The organism is Paenibacillus aurantiacus, assembly GCF_042431225.1.
GTDB classification, from domain to species: domain Bacteria; phylum Bacillota; class Bacilli; order Paenibacillales; family Paenibacillaceae; genus Paenibacillus_Z; species Paenibacillus_Z aurantiacus.
On sequence record NZ_JBHMDO010000010.1, the window covers coordinates 229273 to 247144 of the forward strand.

Sequence of the window (17872 nt, forward strand, 5' to 3'; positions counted from 1 at the left end):
CGTTGGGAATCCTTGGTTTGTACGTTCTATGTCAAAATCATCCATTTTTCGAGGATGTTATACTAATGCCAACAAGACCAAAGATTAGCAGACGGAGGGACAACAAGAACGATGCATAACACTCGGCGGCTTCGCAAATACGCAGTAACCGGATTGTGCGCGGCAGCGGGCTTCGTGGCGATGGCCTTTTGCGCTCCCGGGCAAGGCCACGCGGCAACGACGGAATCCTTGGAACTAATCGACTTCGGCAAAGAATATATCGGAACTCCCTATAAAATCGGCGGCAGCAGCACGGCAAGCGCCTTCGACTGCTCTTCCTTCACCCAATTCGTATTTAAATCCGACGGCGTCAAACTTCCACGCACGTCGACCGCCCAAGCCAAGGTCGGCACTCAGGTCGACAAAGGCAGCCTCAGCGTTGGCGACCTTGTCTTCTTCAAGACGAACGGCAAGAGCATCAGTCACGTCGGCATCTATGCCGGCGACAACAAGATGCTGCACAGCTCCAGCAGCAAAGGGGTCGTGCTGACCAGCATGAACACGTCCTATTGGCAAAAATCGTACGTCACGGCTCGTCGCGTCAAGCTGTAGTTATACGCGAACGCAAACAGGGTATCCCTCTCCAAGCGAGGGATACCCTGTTTTTGTTTACTCGGCCAACGTGATTACGATGCGCTGCGAACCTGCCGCAGCGTTGACGAGCAGCCCTTGCTCGCCCGCGGCCGTCTGGCCGCCTTCCACGCCGGAAGCCTCGGCGATGCCGGCCAGCCGCACGTTCCAAGGCTTGCCCGCGCCTTCCGCCGTAACGACGATGCGGTTGCCGCTGCGCACGGCCTCGGCCGTGTAGAGCAGTTCGCCGCCAAGCGTATAGACCGGCGCTTTCGCGCTGACGCCTTCCGCGAGCTCGAACAGCTCGAACGTGATACCGTCCGCATAATCGTAATCCGGCTTCTGATCGTTCGCGCCGACGGCCAATAGCGTGTTCGGCGCGACGAGCAGCGGCAGCGTCATGTAGCCGTGCTCCTCCGTGTGCCACTTGCCGCCTTCGACCGTCTCGCCGGTCAGATAGTTCGTCCAGCGGCCTTCCGGCACGTAGTATTGCACGCGTCCGTCCGGACGGAAGATCGGCGCAACCAGTAGGCGATCGCCAAGCATGTACTGGAGATCAAGCGCATGCGTCGAAGGATCTTCCGGGAACTCGAGCACCATCGCGCGCATCATCGGCAAACCTTGCGTCGACGCTTCCACGGCCGCGCCGAACAGATACGGCATCAGCGCGCTCTTCAGCTTCGTAAAGCGGCGCAGTACGTCGACCGCTTCCTCATCGAACAGCCATGGCACCCGGTACGACTCGTTGCCGTGCAAGCGGCTGTGCGAGGACAGCAGGCCGAAGGCTACCCAGCGCTTATAAATATCCGGGGATGCCGTGCTTTCGAAGCCGCTTATATCATGGCTCCAGAAGCCGAAGCCGGACAAGCCGAGCGACAAGCCGCCGCGAATTGTCTCCGCCATGGACGCGTACGTCGCCGAGCAATCGCCGCCCCAATGAACAGGGAACTGCTGGCCGCCGGCGGTGGCCGAACGGGCGAACAGCATCGCTTCGTTCTTGCCGAGCTTCTCTTCCAACACTTCGAATACAGCTTTGTTATAGAGCTGTGTATAGTAGTTGTGCATTTTGACCGGATCGGAGCCGTCGTAATATACGACATCTGTCGGAATCCGCTCGCCGAAATCCGTCTTGAAGCAGTCTACGCCCATGTCCACTAGACGACGCAGATGATCCTTATACCATTCGACCGCAGCCGGGTTCGTGAAATCGACCAGACCCATGCCGGCTTGCCACATGTCCCACTGCCATACGTCGCCGGACGGTGTTTTGAGCAGGAAACCTTTCTCCATGCCTTCAGCGAACAGAGGCGACTTCTGCGCGATATAGGAGTTGATCCAGACGCAGATCTTCAATCCCCGGTCTTTCAGGCGCGTCAGCATCTGCACCGGCTCCGGGAATACCGACGGATCCCATTCGAAGTCGCACCATTGGTACTCTTTCATCCAGAAACAGTCGAAGTGGAACACATGCAGCGGCAGGTCGCGGTCCGCCATCCCTTGGATGAAGCTGTTCACCGTCTCCTCATCGTAATCGGTCGTGAACGAGGTTGTCAGCCACAAGCCGAACGACCATGCAGGCGGCAGCGCAGGCTTGCCGGTCAGCGCCGTGTAGTTGCTCAGCACGTCCTTCAGCGTCTCGCCGCCGATGACGAAATACTCGAGCGACTCGCCCGGCACGCTGAACTGCACTTTGGAGACGTTCTCCGAGGCGATCTCGAACGAGACGCGCTCCGGATGATTGACGAAAATGCCGTAACCTTCGCTCGACAGATAGAACGGGACGTTCTTATACGCCTGCTCGCTGGACGTGCCGCCGTCTTCGTTCCAGATATCGACCACTTGCCCGTTCTTCACGAATGGCGTGAATCGCTCGCCGAGACCGTAGATTCGCTCGCTCACGCCGAGATCCAGCTGTTCCCGGAAGAACGCTTGCTTCTCTTTCGTTTGAATATAAGCCGTGCGCTTCTGGCTCGAAGCGGTCGCATACTTCCCGTAGTTGGTGAACGACATGTTCCAAGGGCCCTGCTTGCTAAGCTTCAAGCTTAAGCCGCCGCTCGTGAGCGTCAGCGCCTCGGCGTCGCTTGCGATATCCGGCGCGAATCCTGCTTCGGGGAACAGCTCGAAGTTCGGCCCTGCTGCCTTCGCGCCTGCATGATGGGTCCAGCGAACGCGGATGACATCCTTGCGCGGCGCGCTGAGCTCGACCGTAAGCAGCGGCGCGTTGAGCGTGTCGCCTTTGATTTGCACATTCCGGCAAGCCGCGTGAACCGTGACGCTATCCGCCGTCTCGCGGATATCCCGGACTTCGATCGGGTGATGCATCGTCGTGCCTTCTTTGACCATCCAATAACCGTCGGTAAATTTCATGTCGTATCCCTCCGCGTATTGTTTATATTATAATCATATTGACTTCGGTAAGCGTTATCTTTAAAGATTTTGCTTATTTATATCAGGATTTTGACATTCTAGGAAGGAACGGAGACTGCAATGGACAGAGCAACGCTGAAGGAATCCAGAATACACGGCCACGCGCTATACCCGCTCAGCATCTATCCGATCGAATGTCCGCCCGATCAGCCGCTGCTGGATTTGCACTGGCATGACGAGCTGGAACTGCTCATGGTCACAAGCGGAAAAGCGGTATTCCGCGTGGACGTCACCGATTACGAGGTGCATGCAGGAGAAGCAATCTTCGTATCTTCGGGCGACTTGCACTCCGGGTATGTGGCAGGTGCTGAGGCATGTGCCTTCATCGCGATCGTGTTTCACCCCGACCTGCTTGGCGGCGGCACGATTGACCTCACGCAAGAGCGGTATATTCAGCCGATCGTACACAAGAAATGGTCTGTCCCCGTCCACCTGAAGCGCGACGAACCGCTTGCCGCAGACGTGCTGGACATGATGGGGCAGCTGATCGAGCTGAATACCGCGCGTCCACCCGTATTCGAACTGACTACCCGAGGATTGCTGCTTATGATGATGGCCAAACTTTACCGGCTGGGGTCGCCTGCCACAGACGAGGGTAATCGTCCGCAAACGGACGATTACCGCATCGAACGGCTTAAGACGGTGCTCCAGTATATCCATGATCGTTACGCCGAACCGGTCAAGCTGGCCGATCTTGCCGCGCAGGTCGCCATGAGCGAGGCGTACTTCTGCCGGTTCTTCAAGTCCATCACGGCGAAGAGCCCGCTCGAATACGTGAATCAGTACCGAATTCGACAAGCCGCCGTCTTGCTGGCGGAGACCGACAAGAAAACAATGGAAGTCGCCCTCGATGTAGGGTTCAACAACTTGAGTTATTTTATCGGCGTGTTCAAGCAGCATTACGGCATGACGCCCGTAGCGTACCGCAAACGCCGTCAAGAAAGGGGACTTGCGGTACCGGATTAAAAAAACGACCCGCATCTGGCCCGCTTGTATCAAGCGGCCCTGATGCGGGTCGTTCATGTTCCTAGGCTCGTTAAGGGTTAAGGCTGCAGCTCGAGACTTGCCGGCTCATTCATGATCGCGCTTAGCGATGCTGCAATATCGATCCATCGCTTGTCCGCTTGGGCGGTCAACGCTTCGTCGCGTTTGGGAACTTCGCCGTCGTAGATCAGTTCGGAAGCGGTCTGTTTCAGCTTGGCGTATATGCCGCCGAGCTGCTCCAGGTACTCCTTCTCGCCAGCCGTCAGCTCTCCTTCGTGATTGCCGACCTGCTCGAGCGCTTGCTCCACGCTCGCGAGAAAATCCTTCGGCGTACGCACTCCGGTTGCAAGCGGCTTGCCATTGGAAACCTCTGCCTCGGTGAAGAAATATTCGACTTCCGGACGATCGTCGAACGCGTCGGCCAAGCGGCTCTTCGTCTGCAGACGGCTTGCGATATCTGCATTACTCGTCAGCAGTTCGATCGTATGCAGCACGTCCGCGATATGCTGCTTCGTTTGGTAGCCCGCGTTGATAATCGCCTCGCCTCGCTCCGCGCGCTCGTCTTGCGCATGAACGATCGTCTTCGTGTACAGAATGACGTTGCCCGTCAAGCTAACGACAAGCAGAAGGAGCAGAACCGGAACGAAATAGGAACGTTTCGGGGAATTGCGTTCGGCCACGATGAATACCTCCACAGTCTCATGGCCGCCGCGGCAAGCTTCTTGACCTCCCGCGACGGCCGTTCTCCTGTTTACGTTACCTTGTTCGCCCTCAAGTTGCAACGGGAAGGCTGTGAACAATCGGTTACATCGTCTCCAAGGCTACCGAGCTGCCGCGACCGGAAGGCTCCGCAGCCGTGACGATCAGCCTTCTCGGCAGCCGTGCGCGCAGCTCCGGCACGTGGGAAATCACACCGACCGACAACCTGTCGTTATGCAGCTTCTCAAGCGCCGTAATGACCGTATCGAGCAGCTCGGGGTCAAGCGTGCCGAATCCTTCGTCCAAGAAGAAGAATTGAAGCGGGTATTTGCCCCGCAGCTGAATTTGCCCGGACAACGCGAGCGCGAGCGCCAAGGACGCAAGGAAGGTCTCGCCGCCAGAGAGTGTCGACACTGGTCTGCGGATACCGCCGTTGGCATCGTCGCGAATGACGAATCCCCCGCCGGAATCCACCTCAAGCGCGTAGCGCCGCTTCGTCAAATAACCAAGCCGCTCGGATGCCGCTCGGCATACTTGAACGAGCTGCTCTTCCGCGACATATTCGACGAAGGCGTTGCCGCGGAAGACGGATTGCAGCGACTTCAGCCGGACGCAGAGCGCCTCCATGGCCGCCCGCTTCTCTTCCAGCTTCAGCCAACGCTCCTGCTTCTGCCGCAGATCTTCAAGGTCGCGTTCCGCCTTAGCCAGCTCCGCCAAAGCCGTCTCGCCCACGCCGCGCGCCGCCTGCAATTCGATCACGCACGCTTCCCATTCCTCGTCCGAGACGGAGCGGCCATCCAGCTGGCTGCTCAGCAGCGAGATTTGGGCCGCAAGCTCTTTCTCCGCCTCGCGGTACTCGGCGATTTGGGCAGCCATCCGCTCCTGCTGGCCCAGCAAGGATCGAAGATGACGAGTCTCGTCCGAGTTATCGAACGGCGAACGCTCTAGCGCGTCTTGCCAAGCGAGACGGCACTCTTCCGCGCGCTGCTTGAGGGATTTCTCCGACTCCGACGCGGCGATGCGCTGTTCGGCCTCCTCTCGAAGCAGCTCCTGCCCGCGTTCGTTTGCGGTCTTAGCAGCTTTGAGGTGCGCGCGGATCTCGTTCAGCTCGCGTTCGGCTGCAGCCGTCAGCACCGAGACGGCCTCTCCGCCCGTGCAAGCCAGCAGCTGTTCGCTGCGCTGCGCCAGCTGGTCACGCAGCCCGTCCAACTTCGCTTCCAATTGCGCGGCTGCCAGAAGCGTCTCTTGTTCGGCGCGACGATGCGCTTCTCTGGCCGCCGTCTTCTCCTCGATGAAGCCGACGCTCTTCTCTAGCTTCGCGCGGATATCTTCAGCCGCTTGCTCGCGTTCGTCGAAGACGCCTAGTTCGCGACGAGCCGCTGCCGCGTCCAGCTCCCAGCCGAAGTGGGACAACCATTCCGCACGCTCGCGTTCATAAGCGGCAGATAATTCGGCATCCTTGGCGCTCAGCTTCGCTTCGACCGACGTCAGCGCCGTTAGTTCGCTCGCCGCCGCCTCGCGTGCCTTATCCGCATTCGACAGCGCGATGCGCATCGCCTCGCTGCCATGCTCGGCCGTCGCATAAGCCAGATCGAGCGCCGATATCCGCTCTGCGGATGCCGCCAATTCGGCGAGCGTCGTCTCTGCCGTCCATTCAACGGCCTGAAGTGCTGCCGCCGCTTCACTCATTCCCGCAAACAGCGGTTCGACACCCGAGGCCGACGCCGCGGATCGGCCGGATGGAATCGATTCCCGTAGACGCTCGTAGACGCGCTCAACCCTGGCAAGCCCGCCAGAAGCCTTCATCGCAAGCGTCTGGCATTGCTTAGCCGCTTGCTCCCACGCGGCAAGCTCGGCTTCCGCGCTGGCAGCTTGCCTGCCAGCCGCAGCCCCTTCATGCTTGGCCGGGTGCGCGCAGGAACCGCAGACCGGACACGCTTCTCCCTCGCGCAGCCCATGCGCCAGCTGTGCGGCCAACTCGCTCCGCTGCTGCCGCCAATATGCGGCACGCGCAGCCTCCGTGCATTCTGGCAACCGGTCGCTTAGCATCTGGAGGCTATCCGAGATCTTCTTGTATCCAGAGACTACTGGTTCCAGAGTGTGAAGAACTTCGACGATCGCATCTGCGCTCGCCTTTACCTGCGATTCCGCTCGTCCGAGCGCTTCGCGTGCGAGACGAACAGCTTCGGCTCCCTTCTTCGCTTCGGTAGACGCCGCTTCCAGCTGTGCTCGGGCGCTCTCGGCCTGAACGAGCCGCTTCTGCATATCGGCACGCCGCTCGCGCTCCTCCTTGTTAAGCTCGGCCGTCTTAAGCTCCGTCTTCAATTCATTCTGCCGGTTGACCGCGCGCACGAGCAGTTCCTCCGCTTTGGCCGCCTGATCAGCGCTATCTTGCCGCTGTCTTCGGATCTCTCCCAATTGCCGCTGACCGTTCTCGAATTCGCTTTTGATCACGGCGGCTTCCGTTTCGGTCTTGCGGGCGGCAGCCAGCTCGGCTAGGCGATGAGCCAGCCGCGGTTCTGCTTCTGCCGACGCCGTTTCCGCTTCCGCTGCCATCTTGGCTGCCTCCGCGGCAGCCAGCTGGCACTGCCGGTAGTTCGCTTCGGCCGCCGCCAACCGCGCAGTCGATGCGGCGTGCGCCGCCTCGGCCGACTCCATTGCGTCCAGGACCGGCAGCAGCCGCTCCGCCGCGCTCAGACGCGCAAGTTCTTTCTCCCACGCTGCCACTTGCGGCGCTTGGATAAGCAGGTTGGACTGCAGCTGCTCCTTGGCCCGCAACTCCTCCTGCCTTTCGCGAACGTGAAGCTGCTCTGCATGACGCCGCTCCGCTTCCGTCAATGCCGCGCGGGCGTGCGCCGAAGAGGCGGACGCTTGCAGGTGGCGGGCCTCAGCCGCCTTGATAGCCGCTTCGGAAGCATCGCCGAGGCCGAGCTGCTCCGCAGCCGCTTCGTTCAGTGCCGCTTCCGCCGTCTTCATGCGTTGATTCAGCTTGAGCGCCAGCCCGTCGCCGAAGCGTTCGAGCCGAAACAGCCGCTGCAGCATCTGGCGACGATCCTTGCCCGTCAGCGACAAGAACTCAGCGAATTTGCCCTGCGGCAGGACGACCGCGCGGGTGAAATCCTGCATGCTAAGGCCGATCCGCGACTCGACCATCCGGGTCACGTCCGCCAATTTATCCGCATGCACGATCTCGCCTTCCTCCGTGATCTCGACGAACCGGCTCAGCGTGTTGCTAACCGAGACGTCCCCACCGCGCTTGAACTGCCGTTCGACCCGGTAGCGGCGCAGCTCGCCGCCGCCGGACAGCTCGAAGGTGAACGCCACGGACAGCTGCTTCTCCGCCTGGTTCATAATGCCCTGCGTGCCGTTCGCCGCGCGCTCGACCTTGCCGTACAAGGCCAGCGTCATCGCGTCGAGGATGCTTGACTTGCCGCTGCCGGTCGAGCCGAATATGCCGAACACGCCTGCTTCGCACAGCCTTGCGAAATCGACCTCCTGCATCTCGCGGTAACTCTGTAGACCGCTTAAACGAAGCAAAATCGGTTTCATTCCGCATCGCCTCCTTCCGCGCCTTCGCGGCCGATATCCGCCTCGTCTTCGGCGATCAGCTCAAGAAACAGCTGTACCGTATCCGCGTCCGGTTCGGCCCCGCCGGTCTGCTTCGCGAAGAAGCGCCGGAACAACTCCTCAGCCGGCAGCTGTTCGCGCGACCTGGCATCCGCTTCGGCCGCCGCCGCTGTCTCCGGATAGACGGGACGGATATGCACAAGACCCTCGTGCTGCTTGCGCAGCTGCTGAATGTGGGAGATTGTCATCGACTCCGTCATCCAGATGTCCAAATCGACCCACGCGCGGGCATCCCTTCCTTCTTCAAGCCAGCGGTACACTTCATCCAATCCGCCTCGAGCCGTCCACTTCACGAGCGGCCTGCCGCAGCTGAGCAATATTTCGCGCGGCTCGATAACGATCCCGGGCGCCGCGTCGAACACCGTAACCGACTTGGCCTGTCCCGCTTCCGAGAAGCTGTACGCGAGCGGTGAACCGCTGTAACGCATGCGCGGGTCGCCCGCGGTCTGCTGCGGGCGGTGGAGATGGCCGAGCGCCACGTATTGTGCACCAACCCGCAGCGCGCTCGGATCGACCGTGTACGCGCCGCCGACCTGGATCGGACGCTCAGAGTCCGTCTCCAGCCCGCCAAGCACATAGATGTGGCTCATGGCGAGATTGACCGTATCCGGCCTGTAATGTCCGGCCAGACGCGTCATTAATCGCCCGACGCGCTCGGAATAAGCGCTTCTGAGCGCCGCTTCATCGGTCTCTTCGCTCAGCAGCTCGCGCAAGCGCGACTCCGACGGGTACGGCAGCGCCGCAATGACGGCCCGCTCGCCTGTGCGGCTAATATCCGCGATAATCGGCTCGCCCGTCGGCAGTCCAACCAGTCGAATGCCGCTCTTGGCTGCGAGCGGCGATGACGCGGCGACGCGTTCCGGATGGTCGTGATTACCCGCGATAACCGCCACCGTCCGCTTCCCGCCATCAGCCAGACGGGACAGCGCCTCGTAGAATAACTGCTCCGCCGCAGCCGGCGGGTTCACCGAATCGTACACGTCGCCTGCGATCATGACGAGGTCGATCGCCTCGTCCCGTACGATGCCGACGAGCTCGTCCACGAACTCTTCCTGCTCCTCCATGCGGCTGCGCCCTTCGAGCGATCGCCCGAAGTGCCAGTCCGCCGTATGCAATATTCGCACCGTTTCCCCTCCGTCCAGGCAGACCGCGCGTCCCATTCGGGCGGCCCGCCGACTTTAAAACAATTGAACGGCTCTTCCGCCGTTTAAGAAAAATAGATAGCAGGCGTCAACCGGCCGTCCCAAAATCGTGCCGATCGCTTCGGCGTACAGTCGCATCTGGAAGCGATGCTTCTCTGCAGCTTCGGCATAGCGCTCCCCGACGACCCGGTCCGTCTTGTAATCCAGCAGCACAAGCTCGTCTCCGTCTTCGAACAGACAATCGATGACGCCTTGAATCATGATCGGCTCGTCTCCCGCGCCTTCCGCGGCATCCGGGTATACCCGGGAAGCGGCGAACGCGCAGCTGAACGGCGTCTCGCGCTTCACCCAGTTGGCTCGAAGCAGCCGCTCGCCGACCGGTTCCCTGTAGAAGGCCGCGACGGCCGCCGCATCGACGGCTTCCGCCTGCTTCGCCGTCAGCATTTGACGGTCGATTAGCGAATGCAGCACAGCGCGCACGCGCTCTTCGTCCAGCGTTCCTTCCAGCGGCATATGCTGCATGACAAGGTGATGGACCGTTCCGCGCTCGGCAGCCGTAAGCGACACCTCTTCCATGAACTTCGGCCGGCGCAGCCGGAAGGTGAAATCTCGATTCTCCCCCGGTACTGCAAGCGACTCCTCGTCGTGGTCGGCTCCTTCGGTTGCCGTTTCGAAATCGTCTCCGAACGACCATTCCACTTGCATGGCCTGCGATGCCGAAGTCTCGACGCCACGCGCCTCGTCGCCTGTGTTCGGAATGCTCGGACCGATCTCCTCTACATACGAAGCCGTATCCGAACCAAGGCCTTCCGGAACCGATTGGTCCGCAAGCGACGGCAGCAGGACCGATTCCTCGTCCGCGGCCGAATCGACGTGCAGCCGCTTCATCTCGGTGACCGAGGTCTTCGCCGCCATGAGCGTGGCGCCGCGATAGGGATAACCCCATTCCAGCCTGCGCTCAATCTCGACCTGGTCCCCGCTCGTCTCCTGCACAGGGATGAGTTCTCGTATCGCCTGAAGACGCGCTTCGAATGCGCGGATGGCTTCTTCGTCCGGTTCGGCGGCAGCCGCCGCCTCGAAGCCGAGCAAGGAAGCCGGCACGACGCCGCTTCTCCAGCTGGCGAACGATTCGCTCGCTCGCCGAACGTTGCCATTAACGGCTGCAATTCCGCTATCTGTCTCTATCTCCGCGTTGGCGGCAGACGCATTGTCGGCAGCCACAGAAGAGGCGCCGCGGCCATCCGCCTTATCACGGCTTCGGTCATCAACCGCATTCCCAAGCACGTCCATGACGGCCTCTTCTACAGTAAGCCTAGCCGGATCGATTACGGATTCTCCGCCTCCGAGCAGATCGGCGCCGTCATAGAGATCGACCTGTACGCCGCTTCGCATCGCGAGCGGTCCAAGCCAGTCGATGAACCGTTTCGCCTGCGCCAGCATGTAGTCCGGCAAGCTGCCGTCGTCCGCCGTGGCGCTCTGCCAGCGTTCCAGCGTCTTCGCCGCGTCGGCGACAGTCCCTACCAGGAACATTTTCTCTTTGGGCCGCGTAAGCGCCACATACAGAATCCGCATCTCTTCAGCGAGCGTCTCCTTGCGAATCTGCTCGCGAATGGACAAATACGGCAGCGTCGGATACGTCACGCGCAGATCGGTGTCCACGAACTTCGGTCCGAAGCCAAGCTGCTTGTGCATCAGGAACGAGGCATTCAAATCCTGCCGATTGAACGTCTTGCCCAGTCCCGCCACGAAGACGACAGGGAATTCGAGCCCTTTGCTCTTATGAATGGACATGATACGCACGACGTCTTCCTGCTCGCCGAGCGCGCGGGCAGTACCCAGATCGCCGCCGTTCTCCCGCATCCGATCCACGAAGCGCAGGAACCGGAACAGGCCGCGGAACGAAGTCGCCTCGTATTGGCGCGCCCGATCGTACAACGCCCGCAGATTGGCTTGACGCTGCAGCCCGCCTGGCATGCCGCCGACCATATCGTAATAACCGCTCTCGCGGTAAATGCGCCACAGCAGCTCCGCAAGCGCTCCTGCTCTCGCTTCTTCCCGCCACCGCTCCAGGCTGACGAGAAACTCGGTCAGCTTGGAACGCGTAGCCTCCGGCAAAGATTTCCCAGCCTCCGCGACTCGGACCGCGTCATAGAACGATCCGCCATGTCCAGCCGCGATCCGGATCAGCGCCAACTCTTCCGCCGTTAGACCGGCAAGCGGAGACCTTAGCGCGCCCGCAAGGGAAATATCCTGGTACGGGTTGTCGATAACGCGCAGCAGCGAAAGCATCGTCTCCACTTCGGTCGCCTCGAAGTACCCGCTGCCCAGTTCCGCGTAAGCAGGGATACCGCGCAGCTGCAGCTCCTCGATGAGTACCGGCGCCCACTGCTTATCCGCGCGGAGCAAAATGACAATGTCCCGCCAAGCGAGCGGGCGCTTGCCTCCCTTGCGGCCGTCGAACGGCATGAATGGTCTAACCGATTCATCCCCGTCCTGGCCTTGACCACGCAATCGCAATATTTGCTCTGCAATATATCTCGCTTCCAGCTGTACAACCTGCAAGTCCTCGGCCGGTTCGGCACCGCCGTCGCGCTCGGCATCCGCCTCTGCGCCATCTTCGGCATCGCCGCGCTCCGTCTCATCGCCCGTTCCCGCTCCCCGATCAAGCAGCGCGAATTCGATGGCGTAGCGCTCCGGAGGGCCTCCATCGGAAGCTGGCGGGTACGACGCCCCGCAGACGAGCTCGGCGCGGGTGTCGTAATCCATCTCCGCGACGCTCTCTTGCATAATCGCGCGAAATACGCCGTTGACACCGTCGACGACTTCCTGGCGGCTGCGGAAGTTCCGGGCTAGATCGATGCGCAGCCCGATCTCGGCTGCCTGTGTCGCCCCTTCCTCGGATTGCGCATGCGCAATCGCCGAATCGGCCGCGTATGACGAACGAGCGCCGGCAGCGTCGAAATCGTTCACACCCGAATCAAGAGCCTCAATCTTCGCAACCGGCAGTTCGGCGGCAGCATCTCCCGTCCCGTACGCCCTATACTTGCGCAGGAACAAATTCGGCTCCGCCAAGCGGAACCGGTAGATGCTCTGCTTCACGTCGCCGACCATGAATCGGTTGCCCGCTCCCGGCTGCGCGATCAGCTCCACGATTGCTTCCTGGACCATGTTCGTATCCTGATATTCGTCGAGCAAAATCTCATCGAACTGCCGCCTGTACTCCAATGCCGCCGATGATGGAACCGTCGCACTCGGCGTGGAAGCGGGGTCGCGCAGGATGCGCAGGCAGTAATGTTCCATATCCCCGAAATCAATCAGCCCGCGCTCCCGCTTGGCCGCTTCGAACCGCGCGCCAAAGGAGATAACAAGCTCGGCCAGCGCCCGCATGAACGGAGCGAGCTCCAGCAGCTCCTCGGCGAACGCTTCCGGCGTGCGTCCGAACAGCTTCTCTTTCAGCTCGCCCACGATCGTCTTGGCGTTCTCCCGAAGCTCTTTCGCCCGCTCCTGGATCGACTTGTCCACGTCGTCGCCGCGCTGGCTCTTAAGCTTGCCGAAGGTTGCGGATGCAAATGCTTCGTGCCAGGTCTCCCACGGTTTACCTGCTACGCTCGCCAACAATCCGCGGACCAGCATCATATCCTCATCGAACGTGGCCGCATAAGCATCGGGACCACCCGGCTGCCTTGCCGCATTAAGCGCCTGATTCAGCTGGGCAAGCGCACCTTCCAGTTCCAGCGTCACGACGCCGCGCAGCCCTTCCACCCAGTGCGAAGCGCCGAGCGCCGCCGCGTCCGCGACCTCGAATGACGCGGCCGTATCCCGCAGCCAAGCTTCCGGCCACGGATTGCTCTGCGCGAAATGATACAGCTTCATAACCAAGCCATACACCGGCTCGTCGCCCCGTTCGCCGCCGAATCGGTCGACTAGCGATGCGAACGCGAACCCTTCGGGCTCGCCCGCTTCCGCGGCTTCATAGCGCTCTTCGAATAACGCGTCAAGCACGTCGATCCGCAGCAGCTCGGCTTCGGTCTCGTTCGCGATGCGAAAGCCAGGGTCAAGTCCGATCAAGGAGTAGTACCGGCGAATGACATCCAGACAGAACGAGTGAAGCGTCGTAATCGACGCGCGTCCCATCAGAGCCAGCTGACGCCGCAAATGCTCGGACTCCGGATTGCGGGCCAGCTCCTTCTCCAGCGCGATCCGGATGCGCTCCTTCATCTCCGCGGCCGCCGCCTTCGTGAAGGTCGCTACGAGCAAACGATCCACGTCGGTATCGGCCGAAATTTTGCGAATGATCCGCTCGACCAGCACGGCGGTCTTGCCCGACCCCGCCGCCGCCGCGACGAGAATGTTGCGCCCGCCGGAGACGATGGCTTTCCACTGGTCGTCGGTCCATGTGCTGCCCACCGGTTTTGCGGTCAAATCCATACCGCCGCTCATGGCGTTCCCTCCTCGTAATTAGCCCTGCTGTCCGTACCGTTCCGGTTCGTGTCCGTGCTCTCGCCAGTCCTTGCCGCCCAGTCATTCGAACCCGTCTCTTCGGCGCCCGCCGCCAGCATGTCCCATACCTCGTCCTTCTTCGGCTTGGCCAGCTTCGCGAACGCGTTGCCCTCGATAAGCGGATCGAATTGACATACCGGCTTATATGCGCAAAATTGGCAAGGCGTCCGCGGTCCGAGCCTATAAGGCGCAATCGAAATGTCGCCTTCCACGATCCGGTCGCCGATACGCTTCAAGGTCGACCGAACGGAACGCCGCAGCGTGCCCCATTGCTCGTCCGATGCGACGGACGAGCTGCTGTAGAAGCCGCCGTCTTTCTTAAGCGCGATCGGCAATATGTCCGAATATCCGGTCGTTAAGCTGCCGTCCATCTTCCGAACGGTATCCTCATCGGCAAGAATGAGCCCCTTCAACTTGAACCGCTTCAGAATGTCCGCGCGCGCCCGCTCCGGCGATATCGTATTGCTTGAGGCGAGCATCGGGTTGTGCACATGGAAATAGAGCGCGCCCGCCGCTCTCGCCGGCTGTCCAAGCCAATCCTCCGAAGAGGAGACAAGCACATCCAGATAAGTGAGCATCTGAAGCGCGAGCCCGTAGGCGACTTCCTCCAGACGCAGCTGCTTGGCGCTCGATTTGTAATCGATGACCCGCAGCAGCAGCCCGCCTTCCGCTTCCGCCGCGTCCACACGGTCGATTCGCCCGACCATCTCCAGCGTTCGATCGCGAATCAGCGGAATACGCAGCGATGGCAGCGGACCGTCCCCGCCGAAGCCGATCTCAAGCCCTACGGGTTTGAAATCCGCACGCCGGGCATGCTCGCCCAGAATGACGGCCGCCTGCGCGATGATTTCCTTGAGCTTCCGCGCGACGTATTGGTGTCTCCGGCTGCTGAACAGAATCTGCGACTGAAGCCGCTGCGCCAGCTCGTCGACGACGCCGGCAGCCGCGGCGCGAATCTCGCTCGCGTCCAATTCGCCGAACCGATCGCCCAGCGTCTCGGTCAGCTTGCTTAGGGCGGCATGGAACAGCTGCCCGATATCAGGTGCCGCCAGCTTGAAGATATCGCGCTCCCGCAGCCGCAGGCCGTGGATGACGAAATGCTGGAAAGGGCATGCTACGAAACGTTCCATCCGCGACACGCTGCCGCGGAGCACTTCGCCGTACAGCAGGTCGGCTGTTTCCCGCGTGAGGAACGCCGCTTCGTTGGCATAATCCAGTGAATCGACGAGTCGCTTGAGACGGCTCTCCCATTGCGGACGGACGGCAAACCAATCGAACGCGTGCCACCAAGTCGGCGCGATGGCCGTTCCCTGCTTCCATGACCGAAGCTGTGCGGTCAAGTATGACAACGTCCGCTGCGGGTGCGCGATATAAGAAAGCTGCTCTTCTTCCGGCATTCCCGGGGTAGGCTCGATGGCGAGTTGACGCTCTTCGATGCCCGGGAACATGCTCTTCACGTGTCGGATCACTTCCGACGCGTGAAGACTCTTCCCCTCCTCGTCCGCGAGCGGATAGCTAATCCACAAATGACGGCTAGGCGTCGACAGCGCGTTGTAAATGAGAAAGCGTTCGTCGAGCAGCCTCCTGCGGACGCCTGGCGCCATGGCGATCCCGCCGAGCTCCAGCGTCTCGCGTTCCTGCTCCGTTAGGACGCCGTCTTCCTGCATCCGCTGCGGCATGACGCCGTCGTTCGCCCCGAGCAAGTAACAGACTTTGACTTTGCCCGAGCGCGTCCGGTCCATGCTGCCGACGAGCACTTGGTCCAGCGAAGGCGGCACGGCTGCCAGCTTCAAGCTCTCAAGCCCTGTATCGACCATGCCTGCGAATAGCTCGAACGGCAGCTTCTCGGCTCCGGTCATCTCCGCCAGCTGATCCAGCAGGCCGATCACGCCGTCCCATAGCTGTCGATGCTCGCGCGACCGCTGCGTGTCGCCTATCATCGCCGCTTCGCGGCTCCACTTCTCCAGCCGGTCCGGTGCGCCGATGTCCGACAACAGCTTGTATAAAGCAACGCACATACCGCGAACGTCCGGCGCTTTCTTGAGCCGCTTCGTGAACCGAAGGAGCGGCTCGACGACCGCTTCGCGCGCAGCCAATATCGCCCGGAAAAGGCGCATATCCCGCTCTCCGGCCTGCACCGGGTCGCCGTCGAGCGTATCCCGCACGAGCGGCTTCCACTTCTCCGCGTTCAACCACCGGTTGCCGTCAATGCCTGCCGCAAGCGCGTAGTTCTCGAGCAGGTCGAACGTCTCGCGGGTCAGCTTGCTGGCCGATTCCTCATCCGGCATAAGCAGCTCGGTCTTGATGCAGCGGAATACCGCTTCGTAGCGCCAGCCGCGAACCGCGATCTCGAGCGCCGAGCGGATAAACTCGGACAGCGGATGATGAAGCGCCGCTTCCTTCTGGTCCATGAAGACAGGGATGTCGTAATCGTCGAAGACGGCCTTCAAGTATTCCGCATAGTCCGGCGCATTACGCACCATGACCGCGAAATCGTAGTAGCGCAGCCCTTCAACGCGCACCCGCTCCGTAATATCTCGCGCTACCGCCTCGACTTCGGCCCGGCGGTTGGCGGCGGCGTGAAGCGACACGCTGCCGTCGTAATGCTCGCCTGGCGCAAGCCGCATCTGCCGGCGGTCAGCATAATGGCGCTCCGTATGCGCCAGCATCGGACGGCCGCGGAACCGATATGGCGGCTCATCCGGCAGCAGCACGGGCTCCGACACCTCAATGCCGGCATTCTCCGCGATCTCCCGCAGCTTCAAATACGTCTCCGCCGTCGGACGGAACAGCTCGAGCTCGTGCGGCGCTTCACCATTCCCGTAAATCCGATCGAGACATAACGTTATCGTGACGTTCGCGCCATAGCGTAGGATCGCGCCAAGCGCTTCGTACTCCTTCGGCGTAAAACCGTGGAAGCCGTCGATCCAGAACTGCGCTTCCTTCATGGATGGCGAGTCCGGGAATCCCCGCACGAGCCAATCCAGATAAGCTTCCGAATCGACATACAACCCCGCGAGCTCTTGCTCCAACTGCACGCCAACGAGCTGGAGATCGTGGAGCTTCCGGCTCAGCAGCGCGCTTTGCGGTCCCGCCAGTCCATCGTCCGCGAATTGACGCAGCCGGTCCTCGTCAACGCCGTACCGTTTCCATTCGGTCAACAGCTCGCCCAGCCGTTCGATAAAGCCATGCTGACTCTCGCTCCCTTGATAGAGCAGCAGGTCGTTCCGCAGCCGGTTCACGATCTTGTATAAAAGCATGTTCTTACCGCTCTCGCTGATTGGCACGAGCGCCGTGCCGCCCGTCTCCTGCATGACGCGGAACGACAGCCGTCTGAAGCTGAGCGCTTGCGCGCGAATCGTCCCTGCGACGCCCTCGCCTAGGAGCGCATACTCCGTCTGGAACGTCGCCTGCTCCGGCACGAGCATGATCAACGGAGCACCGTCAGGACGCTCTTGAATGCGCTCCCTGATCTCCCTCAGGCACAAATGGGTCTTGCCCGTGCCTGCCCGTCCGGTCACAAATCGTAGCGTCATACCCTCACCCCGTCCTTATTAGCTGGCCTGACCGCAAGCCGGCCGATTCTATTCGATTGTTCTATTCTATCACAGGGAGTCTTTCATTTCACGCCGAAAAACAAACAAACGTTCGTGTTTATACCCGGTAAATCGTTGCAGGAATGGACGATCGGTGCAAAGAACGGTTATAGCCGTTTTTTCGCTTGCGAGCCTTTTGGAAATATGAGTTAATAAAGATGTCGGGCCCGACGAATACCGCGCGAAAGGAGCTGATTGCATTGAAAAGCGCTGAGGTGATTTTCGCTTAATTGCGAAAATCGTTCCGGAGGAGGCGGCTAATCCCCGTCTCCTTCCATATACCGATAC

The 17872-nt window shown here is 61.0% G+C and carries 8 protein-coding genes; 2 read left to right on the top strand and 6 right to left on the bottom strand.

Translation table 11 applies throughout. The annotated features are described in order from the left end of the window. Positions 1–111 precede the first annotated feature (111 nt). Positions 112–591 carry a C40 family peptidase gene (locus ACFFSY_RS06070; protein ID WP_377491408.1) on the top strand — a complete coding sequence of 160 codons (480 nt, stop codon included), beginning with the start codon at positions 112–114 and terminating at the stop codon, positions 589–591. Positions 592–648: 57 nt separating this feature from the next. Here ACFFSY_RS06070 and yicI read toward each other — a convergent pair whose 3' ends face one another. After that, entirely contained in the window at positions 649–2976 is a 2328-nt protein-coding gene (gene yicI, locus ACFFSY_RS06075) for an alpha-xylosidase (RefSeq protein WP_377491411.1), read from the bottom strand. A 120-nt stretch (positions 2977–3096) separates the two neighbouring features. Between yicI and ACFFSY_RS06080 the strand changes: the two genes are divergently transcribed. Further along, entirely contained in the window at positions 3097–4002 is a 906-nt protein-coding gene (locus ACFFSY_RS06080; protein WP_377491414.1) for an AraC family transcriptional regulator, read from the top strand. A 77-nt stretch (positions 4003–4079) separates the two neighbouring features. On the opposite strand, the gene ACFFSY_RS06085 is transcribed toward ACFFSY_RS06080, so the two are convergent. The 5 genes from ACFFSY_RS06085 to addB all read right to left on the bottom strand — a co-directional run bounded on the left by ACFFSY_RS06085 (position 4080) and on the right by addB (position 17524). After that, complete coding sequence (locus tag ACFFSY_RS06085) at positions 4080–4700, bottom strand: hypothetical protein (protein WP_377491417.1); 621 nt, start codon at positions 4698–4700, stop codon at positions 4080–4082. 124 nt (positions 4701–4824) lie between these two features. Then, positions 4825–8268: an AAA family ATPase gene (locus tag ACFFSY_RS06090; protein WP_377491420.1), complete on the bottom strand. Its 3444-nt coding sequence runs from the start codon at positions 8266–8268 to the stop codon at positions 4825–4827. Then, positions 8265–9470, bottom strand: a complete 1206-nt coding sequence (locus ACFFSY_RS06095) for an exonuclease SbcCD subunit D (protein WP_377491423.1) — start codon at positions 9468–9470, stop codon at positions 8265–8267. The genes ACFFSY_RS06090 and ACFFSY_RS06095 overlap by 4 nt, the downstream gene beginning before the upstream one ends. A 54-nt stretch (positions 9471–9524) precedes the next feature. Next, positions 9525–13928 carry a UvrD-helicase domain-containing protein gene (locus ACFFSY_RS06100; protein ID WP_377491426.1) on the bottom strand — a complete coding sequence of 1468 codons (4404 nt, stop codon included), beginning with the start codon at positions 13926–13928 and terminating at the stop codon, positions 9525–9527. Continuing rightward, positions 13925–17524, bottom strand: coding sequence for a helicase-exonuclease AddAB subunit AddB (gene addB, locus ACFFSY_RS06105; RefSeq protein WP_377491429.1), 3600 nt, complete (start codon positions 17522–17524; stop codon positions 13925–13927). The genes ACFFSY_RS06100 and addB overlap by 4 nt, the downstream gene beginning before the upstream one ends. Between the last annotated feature and the right edge of the window lie 348 nt (positions 17525–17872).